The 23,424-nt window shown below is 71.0% G+C and carries 21 protein-coding genes and 1 pseudogene; 15 read left to right on the top strand and 7 right to left on the bottom strand.

The window, feature by feature from the left end:
* Window positions 1–411, top strand: a complete 411-nt coding sequence (locus AB0H75_RS04815) for a roadblock/LC7 domain-containing protein (RefSeq protein WP_367790496.1) — start codon at window positions 1–3, stop codon at window positions 409–411.
* A 12-nt stretch (window positions 412–423) separates the two neighbouring features.
* A complete protein-coding gene (locus AB0H75_RS04820) occupies window positions 424–795 on the top strand; it encodes a DUF742 domain-containing protein (RefSeq protein ID WP_367790373.1) in 372 nt (123 codons plus the stop codon).
* Between the two features lie 36 nt (window positions 796–831).
* On the opposite strand, the gene AB0H75_RS04825 is transcribed toward AB0H75_RS04820, so the two are convergent.
* Window positions 832–1,794: an SIS domain-containing protein gene (locus AB0H75_RS04825; RefSeq protein ID WP_367790376.1), complete on the bottom strand. Its 963-nt coding sequence runs from the start codon at window positions 1,792–1,794 to the stop codon at window positions 832–834.
* Window positions 1,791–2,855 (bottom strand): hypothetical protein, encoded by a 1,065-nt coding sequence (locus tag AB0H75_RS04830; RefSeq protein ID WP_367790379.1) that lies wholly within the window; start codon window positions 2,853–2,855, stop codon window positions 1,791–1,793. The genes AB0H75_RS04825 and AB0H75_RS04830 overlap by 4 nt, the downstream gene beginning before the upstream one ends.
* A 237-nt stretch (window positions 2,856–3,092) precedes the next feature.
* On the opposite strand from AB0H75_RS04830, the gene AB0H75_RS04835 reads away from it, so the two are divergent.
* The 4 genes from AB0H75_RS04835 (at window position 3,093) to AB0H75_RS04850 (ending at window position 6,894) form a co-directional block, all read left to right on the top strand.
* Window positions 3,093–4,208 (top strand): spermidine/putrescine ABC transporter substrate-binding protein, encoded by a 1,116-nt coding sequence (locus AB0H75_RS04835; RefSeq protein WP_367790382.1) that lies wholly within the window; start codon window positions 3,093–3,095, stop codon window positions 4,206–4,208.
* A 71-nt stretch (window positions 4,209–4,279) separates the two neighbouring features.
* Window positions 4,280–5,086, top strand: a complete 807-nt coding sequence (locus AB0H75_RS04840; protein WP_367790385.1) for an ABC transporter permease — start codon at window positions 4,280–4,282, stop codon at window positions 5,084–5,086.
* Window positions 5,079–5,858, top strand: a complete 780-nt coding sequence (locus AB0H75_RS04845; RefSeq protein ID WP_367790389.1) for an ABC transporter permease — start codon at window positions 5,079–5,081, stop codon at window positions 5,856–5,858. Before AB0H75_RS04840 ends, AB0H75_RS04845 begins: the two co-directional genes overlap by 8 nt.
* Window positions 5,845–6,894, top strand: coding sequence for an ABC transporter ATP-binding protein (locus AB0H75_RS04850; RefSeq protein WP_367790392.1), 1,050 nt, complete (start codon window positions 5,845–5,847; stop codon window positions 6,892–6,894). The genes AB0H75_RS04845 and AB0H75_RS04850 overlap by 14 nt, the downstream gene beginning before the upstream one ends.
* Here the strand turns inward: AB0H75_RS04850 and AB0H75_RS04855 are convergent.
* Entirely contained in the window at window positions 6,888–7,493 is a 606-nt protein-coding gene (locus AB0H75_RS04855; RefSeq protein WP_367790395.1) for a TetR/AcrR family transcriptional regulator, read from the bottom strand. The two genes, AB0H75_RS04850 and AB0H75_RS04855, sit on opposite strands and share 7 nt — an antisense overlap.
* 124 nt (window positions 7,494–7,617) lie before the next feature.
* Here AB0H75_RS04855 and AB0H75_RS04860 point away from each other — a divergent pair, with 124 nt between their 5' ends.
* The 7 genes from AB0H75_RS04860 (at window position 7,618) to AB0H75_RS04890 (ending at window position 15,981) form a co-directional block, all read left to right on the top strand.
* Window positions 7,618–8,892 (top strand): glycosyltransferase, encoded by a 1,275-nt coding sequence (locus AB0H75_RS04860; protein ID WP_367790398.1) that lies wholly within the window; start codon window positions 7,618–7,620, stop codon window positions 8,890–8,892.
* A 14-nt stretch (window positions 8,893–8,906) separates the two neighbouring features.
* Window positions 8,907–10,304 carry an aminobutyraldehyde dehydrogenase gene (locus AB0H75_RS04865; protein ID WP_367790401.1) on the top strand — a complete coding sequence of 466 codons (1,398 nt, stop codon included), beginning with the start codon at window positions 8,907–8,909 and terminating at the stop codon, window positions 10,302–10,304.
* A gap of 252 nt (window positions 10,305–10,556) precedes the next feature.
* Window positions 10,557–14,000, top strand: coding sequence for a nitrate- and nitrite sensing domain-containing protein (locus tag AB0H75_RS04870; RefSeq protein ID WP_367790404.1), 3,444 nt, complete (start codon window positions 10,557–10,559; stop codon window positions 13,998–14,000).
* Window positions 14,001–14,005: 5 nt separating this feature from the next.
* Window positions 14,006–14,419 carry a roadblock/LC7 domain-containing protein gene (locus AB0H75_RS04875; protein WP_206067544.1) on the top strand — a complete coding sequence of 138 codons (414 nt, stop codon included), beginning with the start codon at window positions 14,006–14,008 and terminating at the stop codon, window positions 14,417–14,419.
* 23 nt (window positions 14,420–14,442) lie between these two features.
* Window positions 14,443–14,844: a DUF742 domain-containing protein gene (locus tag AB0H75_RS04880; protein WP_367790407.1), complete on the top strand. Its 402-nt coding sequence runs from the start codon at window positions 14,443–14,445 to the stop codon at window positions 14,842–14,844.
* On the top strand, window positions 14,825–15,403 hold the full coding sequence (locus tag AB0H75_RS04885) for an ATP/GTP-binding protein (protein ID WP_242373299.1): 579 nt from the start codon (window positions 14,825–14,827) through the stop codon (window positions 15,401–15,403). The genes AB0H75_RS04880 and AB0H75_RS04885 overlap by 20 nt, the downstream gene beginning before the upstream one ends.
* 113 nt (window positions 15,404–15,516) lie before the next feature.
* Complete coding sequence (locus tag AB0H75_RS04890) at window positions 15,517–15,981, top strand: NUDIX domain-containing protein (protein ID WP_367790410.1); 465 nt, start codon at window positions 15,517–15,519, stop codon at window positions 15,979–15,981.
* Between the two features lie 51 nt (window positions 15,982–16,032).
* Here AB0H75_RS04890 and AB0H75_RS04895 read toward each other — a convergent pair whose 3' ends face one another.
* From AB0H75_RS04895 to AB0H75_RS04910, 4 genes are all read right to left on the bottom strand, one after another.
* Entirely contained in the window at window positions 16,033–16,806 is a 774-nt protein-coding gene (locus AB0H75_RS04895; protein ID WP_367790413.1) for an ABC transporter ATP-binding protein, read from the bottom strand.
* A 340-nt stretch (window positions 16,807–17,146) separates the two neighbouring features.
* Window positions 17,147–18,019, bottom strand: a complete 873-nt coding sequence (locus AB0H75_RS04900; protein ID WP_367790416.1) for an ABC transporter permease — start codon at window positions 18,017–18,019, stop codon at window positions 17,147–17,149.
* The gene (locus AB0H75_RS04905) at window positions 18,016–18,828 is read right to left on the bottom strand and encodes an ABC transporter permease (protein WP_367790419.1); all 813 of its coding nucleotides are present in this window, start codon (window positions 18,826–18,828) and stop codon (window positions 18,016–18,018) included. Before AB0H75_RS04905 ends, AB0H75_RS04900 begins: the two co-directional genes overlap by 4 nt.
* Complete coding sequence (locus AB0H75_RS04910; RefSeq protein WP_367790423.1) at window positions 18,825–19,817, bottom strand: ABC transporter substrate-binding protein; 993 nt, start codon at window positions 19,815–19,817, stop codon at window positions 18,825–18,827. The genes AB0H75_RS04905 and AB0H75_RS04910 overlap by 4 nt, the downstream gene beginning before the upstream one ends.
* Before the next feature lie 636 nt (window positions 19,818–20,453).
* Here AB0H75_RS04910 and AB0H75_RS04915 point away from each other — a divergent pair.
* Window positions 20,454–23,324: a nitrate- and nitrite sensing domain-containing protein gene (locus AB0H75_RS04915; RefSeq protein ID WP_367790426.1), complete on the top strand. Its 2,871-nt coding sequence runs from the start codon at window positions 20,454–20,456 to the stop codon at window positions 23,322–23,324.
* A 5-nt stretch (window positions 23,325–23,329) separates the two neighbouring features.
* Window positions 23,330–23,424: pseudogene (locus AB0H75_RS04920) on the top strand (roadblock/LC7 domain-containing protein); the annotation flags it as partial.

A 23,424-nucleotide genomic window follows, 5' to 3' on the forward strand; every position in this document is an offset into this window, starting at 1 on the left:
CTGAGTCAAGCCGCCAGGGACATGAACTGGCTGGTGAGCAGCTTCGTCGACGAGGTCCCCGGCGTCGCGCACGCCGTGGTCGTCTCCGCGGACGGCCTGCCGATGGCCTTCTCCCGCGACTTCCCCAAGGACCGCGCCGACCAGCTCGCCGCCATCGCCGCCGGCCTGGTCAGCCTCACCTCGGGCTCGGCCCGGGTGTTCGAGGGCGGCGGGGTGACCCAGACCCTGGTCGAGATGGAGCGCGGCCTGCTGCTGGTGATGTCGATCAGCGACGGCTCGTCCCTGGCGGTGCTGGCCGCGCCCGACTGCGACATGGGCCTGGTGGCGTATCAGATGACGATCCTGGTCGAGCGCGCGGGACAGGTGCTCACGCCCGCGGTGCGGGCGGAGCTGTCCGGACGCCCGTGGTAGGGGGGAGCGAACGTGGCATCGTGGCATGAGCGGGGGGAGGCCGAGCCCGAGCGCAGCTCGCTGGTACGGATGTACGCCGTCACGGGCGGCCGCACCGCCCCGCGCACCGGCCTGGCGATGGAGGCGCTGGTGTCCTCGGCCACCTCGGCGCAGCTCGGCCCCACCTATGCCCGCGAGTACCGCGCGATCAGCGAGCTGTGCCGCCAGGTGCGGTCGGTGGCGGAGATCTCGGCGCTGCTGCGCGTTCCGCTGGGCGTGGCGCGGGTGCTGATCGCCGACATGGAGGCGGACGGGCTGGTCCGCGTCTACCAGCCGCAACTGGAGGCGGGCCTGCCCGACCGGGGCCTGCTCGAAAGGGTGCTCAGCGGGCTCCGCAGGCTCTGACCCCGCCCGCTCCGCCCGCCCCGCCCGCTCCGGCCGTTACCCCTGGGCCGCCCACCAGTAGGCGGCCACCAGCTCGGCCACCAGCGTCTCGGTGAGCAGCGCCACCTCAGGGTCGTCGTCGTGGGCGTACCGGACGGCGGCCGCGGCGCCGGCGACCTCGGCGCCGACGGTGACCACCGTGGACCCGCGCTGCCGCACCCAGTCCATGGCCTGCTCGTCGTAGCGGGAGCCGGGGAAGAGCAGGGCGCGGTAGTCGAGGGTCTTGGTGAGGTAGACGTCCACGTGCGCCCAGTCTCCGCTCTCGCAGGCGTCGGCCGCCCGGCGCGGGCCCTCGCGCAGCATCAGCGCCGACTGCTCGGCCGAGGACAGCCGCTCGGCGGGGGCGATCGTGTAGACGCCGTGCGGGCCGTCCAGCAGCTCCATCACCAGCGGCAGCCACTCGTCCCTGCGGTCGAGCAGGTCGGCGGTGGCCTCGGCGGCCCTGCCGAGCAGCGCGGGCAGGTCGCGGGGCACGCCGGTGAGCCGGCTCTCCAGGGCCAGCAGCAGCGCCAGGGTGTGCTGGAAGGTGCGGCAGGCCACGCCGCCGCGCTCCTCGCCCGCGCGCATGGGGATCGCCAGCTCGGCCCGGCCGGCGAGCTTGGAGTCCGGGTCGTTGGTGAGGGCCGCCACGAACGCGGGGCCGCCGGCGTACCGGTCCACGGCGTCCAGGGTCTCCCTGCTGCCGCCGGTGGCGGAGATCGGGATCACCAGGGTGTCCGGCGTCGCCGGGTACGTGGCCCGCGCCGAGGCGTACTCGGCCCAGGCGTCCACGCCCGCGGCGCGCAGGCGCAGCGCGGCGACGCCGGCCGCGTACCGGGAGCTGCCCATGCCGAGGAACAGCACGCGGCGCGGGCTCGCCGGCAGCCCGGCGAAGGGGTCCCCGGCGGCGAGCGCGGCGGCCAGGGACTCCAGGGCGGCCGGCTTGGACTCCAGGTCGGACAGGTAGAGCTCGGAATTCACGCGATGTTCTCCTCGGGGTACCAGGTGCGCAGCACGCCCATGGGGGCGTAGCGCCAGCGGGGCAGGTGACGGGCGGCGTAGATCAGCTCGCGGCACTCCTGCTCGACCTCGAACGGGCGGATCAGCCGCTCGTCCAGCAGGTCGGGCCGGCCGCGCGCGGCCAGGCGGGCCCGGTAGCCGGTCAGCAGCGCCTCCCGGGCGGCCGCGGCCCAGGACGCCGCCGCGGCCGGCGGGGTGCCGCGCCGCCTGACGGCCACCTGGGCCACGTGTTCCAGGCTCGTCGTGAGCTGGGCCACGTCCCGGGCGGCGGGCTGGCGGGGGTCGGTGTCGGTCACGGTGGGGTTGCCGTCGAAGTCGATGACCGCGTAGCCGTCGCGCCACCGGAGGATCTGTCCCACGTGCAGGTCGCCGTGGATGCGGATGAGGGGCGAGCCGGCGGGGACGTCGAGGGGGTCGAACTCGCGCCGGAGCCGGTCGGCGCGGGCGGCCAGCCAGCGCCCGTCCTCCCCGTCGGTGAGCTCCAGCGCCTCGGCCAGCGCGCCGGCCGCCCGTACCGCGGCCGCGCCGGGCAGCCCGGCCTCCGGCGTGCCCGCGACCGGCGTGCCCGCGACCGGCAGGGTGGACAGGGCCAGGTGCAGGTCGGCGGCCAGGCGGCCGAGGTCGGTGGCGAACGCCGCGTCGCCGCGTTCGGCCTCGTCCACGCACCACTCCCAGCCGTCCCTGGCCTCCGGCAGGTAGCCGGTGGCCAGGGCGAGCAGGCACTCGCGGCCCTCGACGGGGCCGGTCAGTGCGGCGTAAGGAGGCGCAGTGTGGTTGAATCCGGCCTCAACGAGATGGGAGAGGATCTCGGGAGTGGGATGGGGGAGCGGTACGGGTGGTGTCAGCCACTTCACGACGACCTTCTCGGCGACCACGACCGAGTAGTTCGTCTGGTCCACGTGCGGTCCGAAGTCCCGTTCCCGTGGCACCCCGATGTGGCGACGTCCAGGGTCGTGCGAGAGGGTGGGCAGCGGGAGGAAGCGGCGCACGCCGAACGGCGGCGGCACCTCCCCCTCCAGCACCGTGAGAAGCGCGGCGGTGAACCCGCGGTCTCGTGCGGTAAGGGGTTTCTCACCGAGAGAGACCAATCGCTGCGCTATTGAATCCCAATTCAACTGGTAGACCAAACTTCCAGGTAGCAATGTGGGGAAAAGTCTTGCTCATGTTGATTTCTGCTGCAACACTCCTGGTCTGGTCTGCTGTGTCCGGTAAGGTCGCGCGACCCCTCGTACATCGCACATTCAGAAGGAGTAGCGGCCGTGTCCCGTATCCGGTTCACCCGTCGTCTACCGGCCGCCGTGACGGCGGCCGGGCTCGCGCTTGCCGTCGCGGCGTGCGGCGGTGAGTCGTCGACCAGCTCAGAAGGCACGACCGTGGCGGCTGCCGACCAGCTGAAGCCCAACGCGGACCTGTCGCAGCAGTCGCTCCAGGTCACGGTCTGGGACGGCTACACCCCGAAGGAACTGCCCGAGAAGGCCAAGGAGAAGCTCAAGGTCAAAGAGGTCAAGATCGGCCTGCACGCCACCAACGAGGAGGCGATGGCCAAGCTCACGGCCTCCGGCGACAGCGGCATCGACGTGGCCTTCGTCTCCGGCCAGTACGCCCAGGCGCTCAACGAGCAGGGCCTGCTGGAGCCCATCCACGCCGAGCTGATCCCCAACCTGGCCAACCTCTACCCCGAGGCCACCCAGCTCTCCTACGACAAGGGCAACAAGTTCTCGGTGCCCTACACCTGGGGCACCACCGGCATCTGCTACCGCACCGACCTGGTCAAGTCCACGCCCAAGAGTTGGAACGATCTCCTGAAGCCCCCGGCGTGGGCCGACAAGAAGGTCACCATGATGACCACCGAGCGCTGGCTGGCCCTGCCCGCGCTCAAGGCCCTCGGCTACTCGGTCAACACGGCCAAGGACGAGGAGATCGCCAAGGCCAAGGAGCTGCTGCTGGCCGCCAAGCCGCACCTGCTCGCCTACGACGACACGACGTTCGGCGACAAGCTCAAGTCCGGCGAGGCCGTGATGGTCGAGGCGTGGGACGGCTGGTGCCCGACGACGGAGAAGAACATCAAGTTCGCGGTGCCGAAGGAGGGCAGCGACCTCTGGGTGGACACCATGGTGATCATGAAGTCCTCCAAGAACAAGGAGGCCGCGCACGCCCTGATCAACTACATCCTCGACCCCGAGATCCACAGCTGGGCGGCCGAGAACATCAACTACGCGGTCCCGAACAAGGCCGCCATGGAGCGGGTGAAGATCCCCGAGGGCTCGCTGCTGGGCATCAAGCCGGCCGAGCTGCTCAACGGTGAGTCCATCATCGACCTGGGGCAGGACTCGACCAAGTACACCCGCCTGTCCAGTGAAGTCACGGCGCAGTAGTCATCAGTGCGGTGAAGTCTGAGGCAAAGGCCCGGCCGGCGCCCCGCGTACGGGGTCGCCGGCTGGGCGCGTTGGTTTTCCTGTCACCCGGGCTGACGTACCTGGTGGTGCTGCTGCTGGTGCCCCTGGCCCTGGTGCTGAGCTACACGGTCTTCCAGCGCGGGCGTTTCGGCGGCGTGGTCCGCGAGTTCACCTCGGAGAACTTCGCCCGCCTGATCGACCCGCTCTACCTGGGCGTGCTCGGCGGCTCGCTGCGCATCGCGGCCCTGACGACGCTGATCGCGCTGCTGGTCGGCTATCCGACGGCCTACCTGATCGCGCGGCTGCCCGGCCGGTGGAGGACGCTCGCGCTGGTCGCGATCGTGCTGCCGTTCTGGACGAACTTCATCATCCGGGTCTACGCCTGGATCATGCTGCTCAGCGGGCCGGGGCTGGTCAACAGCGCGCTCGGCAAGCTGGGGCTCGGGCCGTTCGAGCTGCTGTACCACGAGGGGACGATCGTCACCGGGCTGTTGTACTCGTACCTGCCGCTGATGGTGCTGCCGCTGTACTCCGCGATCGAGCGGCTGGACCCGCAGCTCGGCGAGGCGTCGGCCAACCTCGGGGCGTCGGCGTTCACCACGTTCCGCAAGGTCACGCTGCCGCTGACCATGCCGGGCGTGCTCACCGGGTGCCTGTTCGTCTTCGTGCCCAGCTTCGGCAACTTCGTCATCCCGGAGATGCTGGGCGGCAGCAAGTCGACGATGGTGGGCAACCTCATCCGCGACCAGTTCCTCAAGGCGCGTGACTGGCCGTTCGGCTCGGCGCTGGCGCTGGCGCTCATCGCGGTGCTGGTCGTGCTGCTGGTCGTGCAGGCATGGGCGGCCCGCCGTGCGTAGGTCCAAGCTCCTGTACGTCCCGTTCTGGGCGACCTACGTCTTCCTGTACCTGCCGATCGTGGTGCTCGTCGTGATGTCGTTCAACTCCGGCGACTCGGCGTACACCTACGAGGGCTTCAGCCTCAAGTGGTACGGCGAGCTGGCCGGCGACGAGCGGATCAGGACCGGCCTGGTCAACACGCTGATCGTGGCCGCCGGCTCCACCGCGATCGCCACCGTGCTCGGCACGCTGCTGGCCGTCGGCCTGTCCCGCTACACGCGCTCGAAGACCCTCGACGCGATCGCGCTGATGCCGGCCGTGCTGCCGGACCTGGTGCTGGCGATCGGGCTGCTGGTGTTCTACAACGCCATCCAGCTCACGCTCGGCCTGTACTCGGTGACGCTCGCGCACGCGCTGTTCTCGATGGCGTTCGTGGCGGCGGTGGTGCGTACCCGGCTGTCCGGCTCCGACACCTCGCTGGAGGAGGCCTCGCGCGACCTGGGGGCCGGGCCGGTGACCACCTTCCTGCGGATCACGCTGCCGCAGCTCGTGCCCGGGATCGTCGCGGGCGCGCTGCTGGCGTTCACGCTGTCGCTGGACGAGTTCGTGATCGCCTTCTTCACGATCGGGAACGCCGAGCCGACGCTGCCGATCGTCATCTACTCAATGGTTCGTTTCGGGGTGACCCCGAAGATCAACGCGCTGGCCGCGATCCTGCTCCTGGTGAGCTTCACCGCGGTGATCGCCGGTCAGCGGATGACCAGGATCGGGGAGTCACGTGCTCAAGATTGACGGCGTCACCCGCAGGTTCGGGAGCGTCACCGCGCTGGACGACGTCTCGCTCCAGATCGAGCAGGGCGAGTTCTTCGCGCTGCTCGGCCCCTCGGGCTGCGGCAAGACGACGCTGCTGCGCATCATCGCCGGGTTCGAGACGCCCGACGAGGGCCGGGTCTCGCTCGACGGCGAGGACCTGCTGTCCAAGGCGCCCAACCGGCGGCCGATCAGCCTCATGTTCCAGTCGTACGCGCTGTTCCCGCACATGACCGTGGCCAAGAACGTGGCCTACGGGCTGGAGCGCGAGCGCCTGCCCCGGCAGGAGATCAAGCAGCGGGTCGGCGAGGTGCTGGAGACCGTCGGGCTGTCGGCGCACGCCGGCCGCAGGCCCGCCCAGCTCTCCGGCGGGCAGCGGCAGCGGGTGGCGCTGGCGCGCTCCATCGTCAAGCGGCCCCGCCTGCTGCTGCTCGACGAGCCGCTGTCGGCCCTGGACAAGAAGGTCCGCGCCGACATGCAGCTGGAGCTCAAGCGGCTGCAGCACGAGGTCGGCATCACCTTCGTGGTCGTCACGCACGACCAGGAGGAGGCCATGTCGCTGGCCGACCGCATCGCGGTCTTCGACAGCGGCCGGGTGCGCCAGGTGGACCGGCCCGTCGCGCTCTACGAGCGGCCGAGGACGCCGTTCGTGGCCGGCTTCGTCGGCGCCAACAACCTCTTCCGCGGCACCGCCAGCGGCCTCGACGCGCTCAAGAGCGAGGAGTTCGGCATGCTGCCGGGCACCCCGCTGGCCGAGCTGGCGGCCGACGCGCCCGCGCTGCTGGCAGTCCGGCCCGAGAAGGTCGAGCTGGCCGACGAGAGCGCCGTGCGGGGCATGGCGGGCACCGTCGTGGACGTGAGCTTCTACGGCGGCGTCTCGCACGTCTCCGTGGAGGTGCCCGGCCACCCCGGGCCGATCCTGGTGGCCGTGCAGGGCGCCGGCTCGGTGCGGACCGGCGCCAAGGTCAAGGTCCGCTGGAACGCCGAGGACGCGGTCATCATGGCGGACGATCAATGATCGAGGTCGTGGCCCGTCGCCGCGCGCGCGTACGACAGGATCAGCTCGGCCGCCTCCTCGGGGCCGATCACCGGGTGGCGGGCCGTGATGCGGTAGCCGTAGGCGTCCTCCAGGGCCACCAGGTTGCGCGCGATCGACAGCGAGTCGGCGCCCAGCCGGAAGACGCCCAGCGCCGCCCCGGTGTCCAGGATCGCCTGGTACATCGAGACCTGGCGGTCGTAGAGCGAGGTCAGCAGGACGCCGTAGACCCGGTTGCGGCCGGCCGCCCCGCCCAGCTCGTTGAGCAGGCGCACGTCGGGGTCGAGCGGCCCGGTCGGCAGCCCGGAGCGGATCGTGACGACCAGTTTCTCGGCCGGGTCGGTGAAGTCGGCCAGCCGGCGCAGGCGCTGCTCGTAGAAGCGCTCCATCCCGGCGTGCTGCGCCTCGACCAGCAGCTCGGCCAGGTCGGGGTAGTGGTAGAGCACGGCGCCGCTGGTCAGCCCGGCCTCCTCGGCGACGTGCGAGAGCTGCACGCCGTCGATGCCGTGACGGATGATGGCCCTGCGCGCGGCCTCGATCAGATCGATGCGCCGGTCGCTCCGGCTCTTACGCTGAGCCACCCTCACCACCTTCACTCGTTTGGCTACCGTTCAGTTAGCCGTGACCATAGTGCCCGTAACTTGACCATCACGCCAGACAAGTTTTGAATTACCCTTCAACTCTTTGAAGTTCCCCGGAGATCCGATGTCACTCACGTTCCTGTTCATGCCGGAAAGCGCGTACGGCCCGACCAACAACTGCATCGGCATCGGCGACATCCTGCGCCGTCGCGGCCACCGCGTCGTCTTCGCCGCCGAGTCCTCCTGGAAGGGCAAGCTGGCGGCCCTCGGCTTCGAGGAGGACCTGGTCGACCTGGCCCCGCCGCCCGAGAACCCCGAGGAGCAGGACGCCGGCCAGTTCTGGAAGGACTTCATCCGCGAGACCGCCCCCGAGTACCGCAAGAGCACGAAGGAGCAGCTCGAAACCGTCACCAAGCCGATCTGGGCAGAGCTGATCGAGGGCGCCAAGTACTGCGAGCCGCAGCTCAAGGCCATCATCGAGCGGGTGGACCCGGATGTGATCATCGAGGACAACGTTCTCACGTTCCCGGCACTGCTCACGACAGGCAAGAAGTTCGTGCGCATCGTCTCCTGCCAGCCGCTGGAGGTCCGCGGCGCGGACGTGCCGCCGGTCTTCTCCGGTCTGCCCTCCGACGACCGCTCCCAGTGGGAGGAGTTCCGCGCCGAGTACGACCGCACCCACCGCGAGCTGTGGACGGCCTACAACGCGTGGTGCGTCGAGCAGGGCACGGCCCCACTGCCCGACCTCGACTTCATCCACGAGGGCGACCTGAACCTCTACGTGTACCCGGAGATCCTGGACTACACCGACCGCCGCCCGCTCGGCCCCACCTGGCACCGCCTCGACTCCTCGGTCCGCGAGACCGACGAGGACTTCGAGCTGCCCTTCGAGCGCCGGCAGGGCGCCGGGCTGATCTACTTCTCGCTCGGCTCGCTCGGCTCGGCCGACGTCGGCCTGATGCAGCGGGTGATCGACGTGCTGGCCACCACCCCGCACCAGTACATCGTCTCCAAGGGCCCGCTGCACGAGGAGATCAAGCTCGCCGACAACATGTGGGGCGCGGAGTTCCTGCCGCAGACTAAGATCGTCCCTCAGTGCGATCTGGTCATTACGCACGGCGGCAACAACACGACCACGGAGGCCCTGCACTTCGGCAAGCCGATGATCGTGCTGCCGCTGTTCTGGGACCAGTACGACAACGCCCAGCGGGTCGCCGAGCTGGGCTACGGCGTCCGGCTCTCGACCTACACCTTCGCCGACGAGGAGCTGACGGGGGCCGTCGAGCGCCTGCTCGGCGACACCGCGTTGCGCGAGCGGCTCGCCGCCGCGGGCGCGGAGATCCGGCGCCGCGACGGCCTGCGCAAGGCCGCCGACCTGATCGAACAGCTCGGCCAGTAAGGACATGACCTTCCATGCGTGAACTGATCAACCCCGCCACCGGCCTTCCGTGTGCCGAAATTCCGGACACGCCGGTGGAGGGCGTGGCGTCCGCCGTGTCGGCCGCGCGGGCCGCGTACGCGGAGTGGTCGCAGACCACCCCCGCCGAGCGCGCCCGGCTGCTGCTGCGGGTGGCCGACCTCGTGGAGGCCGACGCCGAGGAGCTGACGAGGCTCGAAGTGGAGGAGACGGGCAAGCCCGCCGCGGTGTTCAGGGACGGCGAGCTGCCCTTCGCCGCGGACAACCTGCGCTTCTTCGCCGGCGCCGCCCGCTCGCTGGACGGCTCGGGCGCCGGGGTGTTCAGCCCCGGCTACACCTCGGTCATGCTGCGCCGCCCCGTCGGGGTGGTGGGGTCGATCGCGCCGTGGAACTTCCCGTTCGTCATGGCCGTGTGGAAGGTCGGCCCGGCGGTGGCCGCGGGCAACGCCGTGGTGATCAAGCCGGCGCCGCAGACGCCGCGCACGACGCTGCGGCTGGCCGAGCTGTTCGCCGAGGCGGGCGCCCCCGAAGGGCTCGTGCGGGCGGTCACCGGCGACGCCGAGGTCGGCCAGGCGCTGGTGACCGACCCCGGCGTGGACATGGTCAGCGTCACCGGCTCCACGGAGACCGGCCGGGCCGTGATGTCCGGCGCGGCGGCCACGCTCAAGCGGGTCCACCTGGAGCTGGGCGGCAAGGCCCCCGCGCTGGTCTTCGAGGACGCCGACCTGGCCGAGATGGCGCGCGGCGTGGCGATGGGGGCGACGTACAACACCGGGCAGGACTGCACCGCCGCCACCCGGGTCTACCTCGCCCGCGAGATCTACGCCGACGCCGTCGAGGCGCTTCGGGCAACTCTTGCCGAAATCGCCGTCGGCGACCCCTGGGACCCGGCCACCGACATCGGCCCGCTGATCTCCGCGGCGCACCGGGAGCGGGTGCACGGGTTCGTGGAGCGTTCCGGGGGCCGGGTGCGGCACGGCGGCGCGCCCGCCGAGGGGCCGGGGTTCTACTACCCGCCCACGCTTGTGACGGATGTCGCACAGGACAGCGAGATCGTGCAGGGTGAGCTGTTCGGGCCGGTCCTGGTGGCGCTGCCGTTCGACGGCGAGGAGGAGGCGGTCCGGCTGGCCAACGACACCCGCTACGGCCTGGCCTCGTCGGTGTGGTCGCGTGACGTCTCGCGGGCGATGCGCGTCGCGCACCGCCTCGACGTGGGAGTGACCTGGGTCAACGATCACCTGCCGATCGCCAGCGAGGCACCGCACGGAGGGGTCAAGGGCAGCGGCTTCGGCAAGGACATGAGCCAGGAAGCGGTCCTGGAGTACTCGGTGACCCGGCACCTGATGGTGAAGCACGCGGCACCGGCCGAGCGGGATTCGTTCCGGCCCGCCTGAAAACGTGTACGGCGAAATACACCCTAAAGTCATGCTTTGGGCGTGTCTGATGGGATATGTTCGGTTGGCCGATCTGGTACGGACTGTGTTCCAATTACCCAGCCGGACGGAATCCCATGCGCCACACGCGTGTCTGATTTCTTTCGAGCACGTACCGGCGAGAGGTTGCGAGAGTCAGTGAGGACGGAAAACCCCAGGCACACGAAGTCCGGGGAGTACACAGGCGGAAGGTTCCGGCTGGCTAACTGGCGTGTGCGCTCCAGGCTGGTCGCGCTGATCCTCATCCCCACGGTCGTGGGCGTGCTCCTCGCCGGCATCCAGCTGGCCAACGCCATCGGCACCAGTGCCGAGTACCAGCGCCTGACCCAGGTGGCCGAGCTGGTGCAGAAGGTCGGCGCGCTCAACCACGAGCTGGCCAAGGAGCGCACGCTCACCGCGTGGTCCGTCGCCACCGGCAACCGGGCCGGCCGCCTGGTCCAGCTCAAGACCCAGCGGCAGGCCACGGACAAGGCCAAGGCGGAGGCGCTCACCGCCGCGCAGGCCATCGACGAGTCCCACAACACCCGCGTCCGCGAGGGCGTGGCCGAGATGCGCCGCTGGCTCGACGGCCTCAACAGCCTCCGGACCTCCATGGTCGGGAACGTTCCGCCCCAGGCCTCCATCACCACCTACTCGACCATGATCGGCATCTTCTCGTCGATCCAGGCGGGTCTGGCCGACGGCGTCAACGACGACCGCCTCCAGCGCGACATCGCGGCGCTCGGCTCGCTGCAGCAGATGAAGGAGGAGGTCTCCCGGCAGCAGATCATCCTCATCGTGGCGCTGTCGGAGCGCAAGCTGGACGGCCAGGCGCTCACCGACTTCCTGGGCTCCTGGAACGCCCAGCAGGCCGCGCAGGCCTCCTTCGAGGCCGAGGCGTCCGCCGCCGACCTCAAGACGTTCCGGCAGAACGTCCGGGGCACGCAGATCGACCGCGCCGACGCCATGCGGCAGCGCGCCCTGGCCCAGATGCGCGAGTACAACAAGCTCGGCGACCTGGACGTCACCACCAACCGCGACCTGAACAACTGGTACACCAGCACCACGCTGGCCGCCGACGCCATGCGCAGGGTCGAGACCGGCCTGGCCACCAAGATCGTGGGCACCACCCGCGAGCTGAGCGACGCCGAGCAGCGCAACGCCATCATCTCCGGCGCGATGATCCTCGTCCTGCTGCTGCTCGTCCTGGTCATCACCACCCGCGTGGCCGGCTCGCTGGTCCGCCCGCTGCGCCGGCTGCGGGCCGAGGCGCTGCAGGTGGCCACCACCCGGCTGCCCGAGACCGTCCGCGTGCTGCGCGAGTCCGGCGACGGCGCGCAGGTCCCCGAAGTGCCCTCCATCGGCATCAACACCCGCGACGAGATCGGGGAAGTGGCGCGGGCCTTCGACGAGGTCCACCGCGAGGCGATCCGGCTGGCCGGCGACGAGGCCAAGCTGCGGGCCAACGTCAACGCCATGTTCGTCAACCTCTCCCGCCGCAGCCAGACGCTGGTCGAGCGGCAGCTCCAGCTCATCGAGGGCCTGGAGCAGGGCGAGGAGGACGAGCAGCGGCTCGCCAACCTCTTCCGCCTCGACCACCTGGCCACCCGCATGCGGCGCAACAGCGAGAACCTCCTGGTCCTCGCCGGCCAGGAGGCCGCCCGCAAGTGGAGCGAGCCGGTGCCGCTGGTCGACATCGCCCGCGCCTCGCTGTCGGAGGTCGAGGGCTACGAGCGGGTCCAGATCCAGATCCCGTCCGGCACGCTGATCGTCGGCCCGGCCGTCACCGACGCCGTCCACCTGCTCGCCGAGCTGATCGAGAACGCCATCTCCTTCTCCCCGCGCGAGAGCAAGGTCACCGTCACCAGCACGCCCGCCGAGGGCGGCGTGATGGTCACGATCAACGACCTGGGCATCGGCATGAGCCAGGAGGAGCTGCGCGAGGCCAACTGGCGCCTGGCCAACCCGCCCGTCGTGGACGTGTCGGTCTCGCGGCGCATGGGCCTGTTCGTGGTCGGCCGCCTGGCCCTGCGCCACGGCATCCGGGTCCAGCTCAGCCAGCGCGAGACCGGCGGCCTGAGCGCCCTGGTCATGCTGCCCGACATGCTCATCTCCACCGGCAACGGCCCCCAGCAGGGCGGCCAGTACGAGGCGTTCACCTCGTTCGACCCGAGCATGTTCAACCAGCCGGCCGCCAACGGCTCCGGGCCGTCCTCCAACCCGGGCGGCCAGGTGCTCGACACCGAGTGGCCGCAGTCGGTGCCCGCGCCCGGCAGCACCGGCACCAACTGGCCGTCGTTCGGCGAGCAGCCCTCCTACGACCAGCCCTCCTTCGACCAGCCGTCCTACGACCAGCCCGCCTTCGGGGAGCAGCCGGCCGCCTTCGGCGGTGACCGGCCCGGCTTCGACCAGCCGTCCTTCGACCAGCCCGCTTTCGACCAGCCCGCCTTCGGGCAGCAGGGCTTCGGGCAGCCGCCCTTCGAGCAGCAGGGCTTCGGGCAGCAGGGCTTCGACCAGCCCGGTTTCGACCGGCCGGGCTTCGACCAGCCGCCGGCGGCCACGCCGGGCGGTCCCGGGGTGGACGAGCAGCGCTGGCCGTCCTTCGCCGAGGAGCCGCCGGCCGTGCCGCGGCAGGACGAGCACCGTTGGTTCGCCGAGGAGACCGGCCGCTGGCCGTCGTTCACCGAGGAGCCGCAGGCGCCCGCGCAGCAGCAGCCGCAACAGCCGCAGCAGCAGCCGCCGTCGCAACAGCCGCCGTCGCAGCAGCAGCCGGCGCCCTCGCCCTTCGCCGAGAACCGGTGGCCGTCCTTCGCCGAGCAGCCGCCCCCGCCGCAGGACGACGAGCCGCGCTGGCCGTCCTTCGCCACCGAGCCGCCGAAGGAGCAGCCGGACGATCGGTCGGGCTGGTCGTCCTTCGCCGACCCGCTGCCGCGCAGGGGCCTGTTCGAGTCGCTGGACCGGCCGCGGCCGCAGCTCGGCCCCGACTACCGCTCGCCGTTCGACGAGGACCCCAAGCCCGCCGACCGGTTCGAGCAGAACGGCACCTCCGGCCACCACGCCTTCAGCGCCGGGAACTACACCTCCCAGGACATGACCGGCCCGCTGCCGGCCGTGCGCAACTCGCCGCTGGAGGAGCAGAGCGAGGAGTTCCTGCCGATCTTCTCCTCCGTCGGCTCCGACTGGTTCCGCCGGCCGGACCCCGAGCCGGCCAAGCCGGCCGCCGAGGAGGAGCCGGAGATCACCGCCGTGCACCCGGCCATCCCGGCCGACGCCACCGCGCCGCCGCCGGCCGCGTCGCCGCTCAGGTCGCCGTCGCCGTCCCCGTCGGTGCCGTCCGCGTCGGGGTCGTCCCCCACGTCGTCCTCGGGGCTGCCGCAGCGCAGGCCGGGCGCGTCGGGAGTGGGCGCGGCCTGGTCGTCGCCCGCGGACTCCGGTTTCCAGGCCGCGCAGGCCGCCGCGCAGCCGCAGCAGGGCGGGGTCACGTCCTCCGGCCTGCCGCGCCGCGTCCCCAAGGCCAACCTGGTGCCCGGCACGGCCAGCCTCGCCGAGCCGCAGCCGACGTCACCGGCGCCGCAGATCTCGCCCGAGCGGCTGCGCAGCCGGCTCTCCAGCTTCCAGCAGGGCATCCGGCAGGGCCGAGCGTTCACCCGCGGAGAAGAGAATGAGGAGGACAAATGAGAGAGATGAGCCAGGGAGCGCGCGGCATAAGCTGGCTGATCACGGACTTCGTGAACAACGTGCCAGGAGTGGCGCACACGGTCGTGGTCTCGTCCGACGGTCTGCCGCTCGCCTACTCCGAGGGCTTCCCGAAGGACCGGGCCGACCAGCTCGCGGCCGTCGCCTCCGGTGTGATCAGTTTGACCCAGGGCGCCGCGCGGGTCTTCGAAGGCGGTATGGTGACCCAGACCGTCATCGAGATGCAGCGCGGGCTCTTGATGATCATGTCCATCAGTGATGGGTCCTGCCTGGCGGTCCTGGCCGCTCCCGACTGCGACATGGGTCTGGTGGCCTACCAGATGACCCTGCTGGTCGAGCGGGCGGGCCAGGTGTTGACGCCGGCCGTACGCGCTGAGCTGCAGGCGGCACGTCCCCGCTAGCCCGGGGACGTCGACAGGAGATCATGGTGACAGGTCAGGGTTGGGCTGGTGATAGCACTCCGCCGCATCCGGCGGCGCCGCATCCGCGCAAGAGCTCTCTGGTACGGCCGTATGCCGTGACCGGGGGGCGCACTGCGCCACGGATGAAGTTCGCCATGGAGGCACTGGTGTCCTCCGTGACGTCGGAATACCAAGATATTTCCCTACTAAGTCCGGAGTATCAGGCGATCATCCAACTGACCAGGAACGTCCGGTCGGTTGCTGAGATCTCCGCCCTTTTACGCCAGCCCCTAGGTGTGGTCCGGGTGCTGATCGCCGACATGGCGTCGGAGGGCCTGATCCGCGTGCACCAGCCTGCGCTGGACGCGGGAAAGCCGGACCTCAACTTGCTCGAAAGGGTGCTCAGTGGACTTCGCAGGCTCTAGCCCCGGCCTGACCTCGACGAAGATCGTCGTGGCCGGGGGCTTCGGCGTTGGCAAGACGACGTTCGTGGGGGCGGTCTCGGAGATCCTCCCGCTCACCACGGAAGCCGTCATGACGGACGCGTCCGCGCACGTGGACGACGTCTCGCTGACGCCGAACAAGACGACCACGACCGTGGCCATGGACTTCGGCCGGGTCTCCCTCGACCGGGACCTGATCCTCTACCTGTTCGGCACGCCGGGCCAGCACCGGTTCTGGTTCATGTGGGACGACCTGGTACGCGGCGCCATCGGCGCGGTCGTGCTCGTGGACACCCGCCGGCTGGCCGACAGCTTCCCCGCCATCGACTACTTCGAAGAGGCCAAGCTGCCGTTCGTCATCGGCATCAACGGCTGGGACGGGCACTTCGCCCACCAGGAGGAGGAGATCCGCGAGGCGCTGTCGATCGGCGGTCACATCCCGATCGTGCGGCTGGACGCCCGGCAGCGCGAGTCGGTCAAGGCCACCCTGATCACCCTCGTGGAGCACGCGCTCACCCGCCACATGCACACCCCCGTATAGAGCGGGCGCCGCCGTACAAGGACTCGGGTGGTGACGGGCGCGGAACCCGCCGGAAGCCACCCGACACCCGCACGCGCCGGACGCCGGCGCCGCCGTACGGCACAATCGCAGGCGTGCCGATCCCCAGAGCCGCCGCCGTGGTCCTCGACGGCCCCCGCGTGCTGGTCATCAAGCGCTTCTACCGGAACGTCCGGCCCACCGGCTGCGGCCCGTGCGCCGAGTCCGGCACCCCGCCGGCGCGCTGCCCCGGCCACCACTACGCCGTCCTGCCCGGCGGTCACGTCGAGGAGGGCGAGAGCGCGCGGGCGGCCGCGCTGCGCGAGCTGGCCGAGGAGACCACGCTCACGGCGAGGATCGGCCGCCTGCTGTGGACCGGACGGCACCACGGCCGCCCGGCCTCCTACTTCCTCATGACCGACGTGACGGGCACGCCGACGCTGTCGGGGGAGGAGGCCGAGGAACACGGCCCGGACAACAGCTTCGAGCTGGTGTGGGCGGGCGCCGGCGACCTCGACCGGCTCAACCTGGTGCCCTCGGAGCTGCGCCGGCCGCTCGCGGAGCTGCTGGGCGGCCGGTGACGGGACGGCCGGTGACCGGACGGATCAGACGACGGCGTGGCCGCGGACGGGTCAGACGACCGCGGCGTGGCCGCGGACCAGGCGGCCGACCTCGGCGCGCAGGTGGACGAAGTCGGGGTGCTCGCGGGTGGTGATCTGGTCGCGGGGCGCGGGCAGGTCCACCTTGAGGTCGCCGACGACGTGCGCGGGCGCCTTCGACAGCACCACCACGCGGTCGCCCACGTACACGCTCTCGTCGATGTCGTGCGTGATGAGCACGATCGTCATCTGGTGGTGGCCGCGGACCTTGAGCACCAGGTCCTCCAGGTCCTCCCGGGTCTGCGCGTCCACCGAGCCGAACGGCTCGTCCATGAGCATCAGCGTCGGCCGGTAGGCCAGCGCCCGCGCGATCGCCACCCGCTGCTGCATGCCGCCCGAGAGCTGGAAGGGGTACTTGCGCTCCGCCCCGGACAGGCCGACCGACTCCAGCGCCTCCATGGCGGCCTCGCGGCGGGCCTTCTTGTCCATGCTCTTGCGGCGCAGCGGCAGCGCCACGTTGTCGGCCACCGACATCCAGGGGAACAGCGAGCGGCTGTAGTCCTGGAACACCACGGCCAGGTTGTCCGGAGTCTGGCGCACCAGGCTGCCCTCGACCTTGACCTGGCCGCCGGTCGGGGTGAGGAGACCGGCGATCGAGCGCAGCAGCGTGGACTTCCCGCATCCCGACGGCCCGACGATGCACAGCAGCTCGCCCGCGGCGACGCTCAGGTTGAGACCTTCGATGGCGCGGTGCTCGTTGGGGGTGCCTGCGCCGTACACGTGGGAGAGGTTGTCTATCTCGAGCAATGCGCTTCCTAGGGGGGCGAGACCGCGGAGGGTGGCCGCGACTCCGGAAGGGTCAGAACACGACTCTAGCGGAGCGGATAAAGGTGGACATGTCAGTCAGGTAAACCTCTTCAGGGCGCGATCTTACTCCGCGATCCTGGGAGATGTCATGGCACGCGCACGCTCCACGACTCCCGCTCGTTGAGCGCCCGGTGCGCGAGCACCAGCTCGGAGGTGGGCGGGCGCCGCTCCTCCTCGTACGCCCGCCGCGCCGCGCCCTCCGCGGCCGCGCGGCAGGCTCAACGCGGCGGCGAGTCCTCCGATGCCGCCCCCCGCGACCATCGTCCTCACGGCCCGGACCCTAGCCGACGGGCTCCTGGGCCGCGTGGTGCCAGGCGAGCACCCGCCGCTCGGCGACCAGGAACAGCTCGTTCAGCAGGTGGCCGAGCACCCCGAGCAGCACGATCCCGGCCCACATGGCGGGCAGGTCGAACATCGAGTACGCCTCGGTGAGCTGGAAGCCGATCCCGTTGACGGTGCCGGGCAGCAGCTCGGAGAAGACCATGACGATCAGCGACAATGACAGCGCCAGCCGCAGCCCGGCGAACATCTTGGGCAGCGCCGACGGCAGGACCACCCACCACAGCCGCCCGGCCCGCGACAGCCGGAACACCTGGCAGGTCTGCAGGTGCAGCGGCTCCACCGCGCGGGCCCCGTCGGCGGTGTTGAGCAGCACCGGCCACACGACGCTGAACATGATGAACGCCAGCTGCATGCGCAGCCCGAACCCGAACACCACCAGGAACACCGTGACCAGCGCGGGCGGCGGCACGGCACGCAGGAACTGCAGCACGCCGTCGAGGTAGTCGTGGACGCGGGCCGACAGCCCCACCGCCAGCCCGAGCACCACCCCGGCCAGCGCGCCCCCGGCGAACCCGGCGGCCATCCGGCCGAGGCTGGGCAGGATGTTCCGCACGGCGACCTCGGTGAGGAACAGCCGCTGCGGCGGCCCGGAGAACCACATCTCCCGCATCCGGGTCACGATCACGCTGGGCGCGGGGAAGAACGCGCTGCCCGCCGCCCTGGTGGCCGCCTCCCACAGCAGCACCAGCACGGCCAGCACCAGCCAGCGGAACGCCGCCGTCCGCACGCCCCCGCCGCGGCGGGCGCGGGTCCGCGCGGCGGGCTTGGCGGGCACCGCGACCCGCCCGGCGAGCTGCGCCCGGGCCTTCACGCCTGCTCTCCCAGCCGGGCGTGGTGCCAGCGGAACGCGCGCCGCTCGAAGGCGACCAGCAGCGTGTTCACCGCCACGCCGAACAGCCCGACCCAGCACACCCCGGCCAGGATGTCGGTCATGCGGGCGGGCACGGCGAGGCCGGCGAAGTAGATGAACACGCCCACGCCCTCGCCCCGGCCGGCCACGATCTCGGTGCTGACGGTCAGGATCAGCGCCACCCCGGCGGCCAGCCGGAGGCCGGTGGTGATGAAGGGCGCAGAGGAGGGCAGCGAGACGCGCAGCAGCACCGACAGGGAGCCGAAGCCGTACGACCGCAGCGACTCCTTGGCCAGCGGGTCCACGCCGCGCAGGCCGTACATCGTGTTGTAGAGGACGGGCCACAACGCGGCGTAGACCACCAGCGAGATCCGCAGCTGCAGGCCGGTGCCGATGACCAGGGCCATGAGCGGGATCAGCGCGACCGACGGGATCGGCCGCAGGAACTCCACGACCGAGCGGGTGGCGGCGTCCACGACCGGGACGCTGCCGAGCAGCAGCCCGAGCGGCACCGCGGCGAGCGCCGCCAGCCCGAGCCCGGCGGCCCAGGCGAGCAGGCTGGTCAGGGCGTGCGCGCGGAAGGCGGGGTCGAGCGCGAGCGCGCCCATCCGCGCGGCGATCTCCGTCGCGGGCGGCAGGAACTCGCGGTCGGCCAGGCCCGTCCTGCTGGCCAGCTCGATCAGGGCGGCGAAGGCGAGGGCGCCGGCCGCCCGCCGGGACCACCGGGTGGTGGCTCCCGCCGGGCGGGCGGGCAGTGTCGCAGCGCTCATCCGGACGTGGTCGGCGACATGAGCGTCTTGACGTCGATCGCCTTGTTCAGCCAGTGGGCCTCCAGCATCCAGTCGGCCACCCGTTGCAGCCGCACCGGGTTGTCGTTGCTGGAGAAGTACGGGAACGTGACGGTGGCCGCGGTGGCCGCGTCGATCTGCGTGAAGGTCGGCAGCACCTTGGAGACGACCTCGCGGTTGTTCTCCATCAGCTTGGCCGCGTTGTGGACGGCCCGCTGGAAGGCCGCCGCGACGTGCGGGTTCTTGTCGTACCAGCCCTGCGTGCTGACGTAGCCGGAGATGGGGAACTCGGCGGCGGGGCCGGAGGCCGGGTCGAGGATCTTGCGGGCGCCCATGGTGGAGATGGCCGCGGTGACCATCGGCTCGCCCAGGTAGGCGGCGTCGATCTGGCCGCCCTTCCAGGCGGGCATGATGTTCTGGAAGGTCACCTGGACGTACTTGATGGAGGCCGGGTCCACGTTGTTGGCCTTCAGCACCTGCGCCAGCGCCAGCTCCTGGAAGTTGCGCAGGACGTTCACGTTGATCGTCTTGCCGGCGAGGTCCTTGGGCGTCTTGATGGGGGAGCTGGGCAGCACCATGACGCTCAGCGAGTCGGGGGCGGCGCGCGAGCCCTCGGCCAGGATGCGCAGCTTGAGCGTGCCCTTGTCCTGGGCCTGGAACATCGACACGTAGTTGCCGAACATGGCGTCGATCTCGCCGTTCAGCAGCATGGGGATGGCCTCGGGGGCGGACTGGACGACCTGCGGGGTGACCTCCAGCCCCTCCTTGTCGAAGAGTCCCTGGTCGATGGCGACGTAGAGGGCGGCGCTGTCGATCGCCGGCAGGGTGGCGATCTTGATCTTGGTCTTCTCCAGGCCGCCGGCGGAGGCGGGCGGTGCGCTGGCGGTCGTCGTGCCGCCCGAGCTGCAGGCGGCGGCGAGGGTCAAAGCGAATCCGATGATGGCGGCCCTGGCGGGACGGCCAAGCCTCATGTCAGGGACTCCCTTCAGATGGAGTCGTGGGGGGACCGGGCGGCACCGATCTGCCGGCGGCGATGCGCCTGACGCGCAACAGGGCTCGACCGTAGCACCAAATTGGCGGTCATTATCGTGAAGATAACACTTGCGGTTGCAATGTCCGCTCGTCCCTATATCGTGAAAATTTGACGACCAGTAAGTAACTGGTTGTTTGTCCGGTTTGGGAATGGAGGGATGAGCGGGACTTAGGTTACCGGCGGGGCGGTTCTTGCGCATACTTCTGCGGGTGAGGAAGTGGCTCGTGGAGCGATCTCTCGTACCCTATTTCCGCAGATAGACGGCTGTTTACTGATTCTGGCGTATTTTTCGGACGATTCGGCACGAACATCTCGATGAGGCACGATCAGTGGTTGGCCGCCACGGGTCCTTGTGCTCGAATGGCGCTCATCTCGACGTACGAATTGCCCCACGCGCATTCACCTGCAGGGTCACCGAGAATTCCCCTCCCGGGGCGAGAGGTTGCGAAGGCAAGTGAGAACGCAGAACGCTGAAGCTTCCGCCGACCGCGAGCCGCACGCGCGTCAGAAACAGCACCAGAGACAAGGACCGGCCAAACCCTCCTCGCGCAGGTTCGGGCTGGGCAACTGGCACGTGCGCTCACGCCTCATCGCGCTGATCGTCGTCCCCACGGCCGTGGCCGTGGGCCTCGGCGGGCTGAGCGTCGTCACCTCGCTCAACGACGCCAACACCTACCAGACCCTCCGCCAGGTCGCCGAGTTCAGCGAGCAGCTCGGCGCCGTCACCCACGAGCTGGCCTTCGAACGCGACCAGACCGCGCTGTTCATCGCCCAGGGCCGCCCCCGCGAGCGCGAGGCCCAGTTGCAGACCACCTACAGCGGCGTGGACGCCCTCATCGAGGGCGCCGAGCAGCGGGGCCAGGCGATCAACGACACCCACGGCGACGCCGTGCGGCCGGTGCTGCGCCGGCTGGAGGAGATCCCGACGCTGCGCGCCACGGCGGTCAAGGGCAAGATCCAGCCGCTGCCGATGATCGACAAGTACTCCCAGATCATCGCCGCCCTCCTGCAGTTCCACGACCAGGTCGGCCAGGTGGCGGTGGACGACGAGGTCAACCACAGCGCCAGCGCCATGGCCGCCATCGCCAGGGCCAAGGAGCAGGCGTCCAAGCAGCGCGGCATCCTGGCCAGCGCGCTGGACAAGAAGAGCTTCGACAGCGGCGAGCTGGAGGCGCTCACCGACGCCAAGGCCCGCGAGGAGAGCGAGGAGACCCTCTTCGCCACCCTCGCCAACCTCGACCAGCTTGAGCTGTACCGCAACACGGTGGTCGGCCGGGACGTCGACCAGACCGACCTGTTCCGGCTGCGCGCCATGGCGCAGGCGTCGGAGAGCAAGGCGCTGAGCATCGGCGCCCCCGCCAGCGAGGACGTCGCCACCTGGTTCGAGGTCAGCACCGGCAAGATCGACGCCCTGCGCAGCGTGGAGAAGGACCTGGCGTCCTCGGTGATCCTGCGCGCCCGCGGCCTGGAGGAGGGCGCCAACCGCACGGCGCTGATCTCCGGCGGCCTCATCCTGCTCCTGCTGCTCGTCGTGGTGGCGATCATCTCGCTCATCGCCCGCTCGCTCATCCGGCCGCTGCGCCGGCTGCGCCGCGAGGCCCTCGACATCGCCGGGCAGCTCCTGCCGGAGACCGTGCGGGCGCTGCGCGAGAGCACCGACGGCGGCCCCACGTCCGTCGCCCCGATCAGCGTGGACACCCACGACGAGATCGGCGAGGTCGCCCGCGCCTTCGACGAGGTGCACCGCGAGGCGGTCCGGCTGGCGGGCGAGGAGGCCCGGCTGCGCAGCAACGTCAACGCGATGTTCGTGAACCTGTCGCGCCGCAGCCAGACCCTGGTGGAGCGGCAGATCACCCTCATCGACGGCCTGGAGCAGGGCGAGCAGGACGAGCAGCGCCTCGGCAACCTGTTCAAGCTGGACCACCTGGCCACCCGCATGCGCCGCAACAGCGAGAACCTGCTGGTGCTGGCCGGCCAGGACCCGCCGCGCCGCTGGAGCCAGCCGGTCAAGCTGGTGGACGTGGCCCGCGCCTCGCTGTCGGAGGTCGAGAACTACGAGCGCGTGGTGCTCCAGGTGCCCGACGGCGTCTCGGTGGCCGGGCAGGCCGTCAACGACGTCATCCACCTGCTGGCCGAGCTGGTGGAGAACGCGCTGTCGTTCTCGCCGCGCGAGACCCGCGTGACGGTCTCCGGCAGCCGGATCGACGGAGGCGGCGTGATGTTGTCGATCAGCGACTCCGGCATCGGCATGACCCAGGACGAGCTGGCCCAGTGCAACGAGCGGCTGACCGACGCGCCGTCCGTGGACGTGTCGGTCTCGCGGCGCATGGGCCTGTTCGTGGTCGCCCGCCTGGCCCACCGCCACGGCATCCGGGTGCAGCTCCGGCCGCACTCCTCCGGCGGGCTGACCGCCATGGTGCTCATCCCCGAGAACATGCTGGGCTCCCAGCCCGCGGCGCACGCCGCCGGCATGCCGTCGTTCTCGGGCAACCAGCCGCCGTCGTACAACCCGCCGCCCGCCTTCGACCAGCCCCCTTACGAGCCGCCGTCCTATGGGCAGCCGTCCTACGAGCCGCCGTCCTATGGGCAGCCGTCGTACGGGCAGCCGCCCGTCACCCCGCCGCCCCTCGACCAGCCTTACAGCCCGCCACCCGCCTTCGCCGGCGCGGGCGGCGGCGGAGGCGGCGGGAGCGGGGACGAGCCCTACACCGGCCCGCACCCGGCGCCGCCCGCCCTCGACTGGCCGCAGCCGCCGGCCCAGCTCGGCCCCGGCCACCCGTCCTTCCCCTCCAACCCGGAGGCGGCCGGCTGGCCGCAGTCGCCCGGCTGGCAGCCCGACGCCGGCTCCTGGCCGGCGCAGCCGCGCGGCTTCGACGCCGACGACGTCTGGTCGCCGCCGCGTACCTCACCCTGGAACGGCGGCGGCCTGCCCAGGCGCCCGGCGCCGCCCGAGCCGCCGCCCGGCGGCTGGAGCGGCGACACCGTGCCGCCGCAGCGCCCGGGGTTCGAGTTCACCGACGGCGACTCCGGGGACACCGGCCCGATCCCGGCGGTCCCGCCCGCGTCCGGCGGGGACGACTACCTGCCGATCTTCGCCGCCGTGGAGTCCGCCTGGTTCGGCCGCGACAAGACCTGGGGCTCCAGCAAGGCGGACGAGGGCTGGAGCGCCGCGGAGGCCGTGATGGAGCCGGTCCGTGACGGGGCGACGGCCTCCGGGCTGCCCAAGCGGGTGCCCAAGGCCAACCTGGTGCCCGGCTCGGCGGGCACGACGGCCGCGCCCAAGGGGGTGACGCCGATGCCGTCGGTGTCGCCGGACCGGGTGCGCAGCCGCCTGTCGAGCTTCCAGCAGGGCTTCCGCGCGGCGCGCGACGACATCAGCGAGGGCAGGGCGTTCTCCTCAGGCTCATCTGGCCCGCGGAACGACGAGAGGGAGGAGGGCGCGTGAACGAGCTGAGCCACGCGGCACGCGGCGTCGACTGGTTGATCACCGACTTCGTCAGTACGGTTCCGGGGGTCGCGCACGCGGTGGTGGTCTCATCGGATGG

It is taken from the genome of Nonomuraea sp. NPDC050783, from assembly GCF_040802095.1.
Taxonomy (GTDB): Bacteria; Actinomycetota; Actinomycetes; order Streptosporangiales; family Streptosporangiaceae; genus Nonomuraea.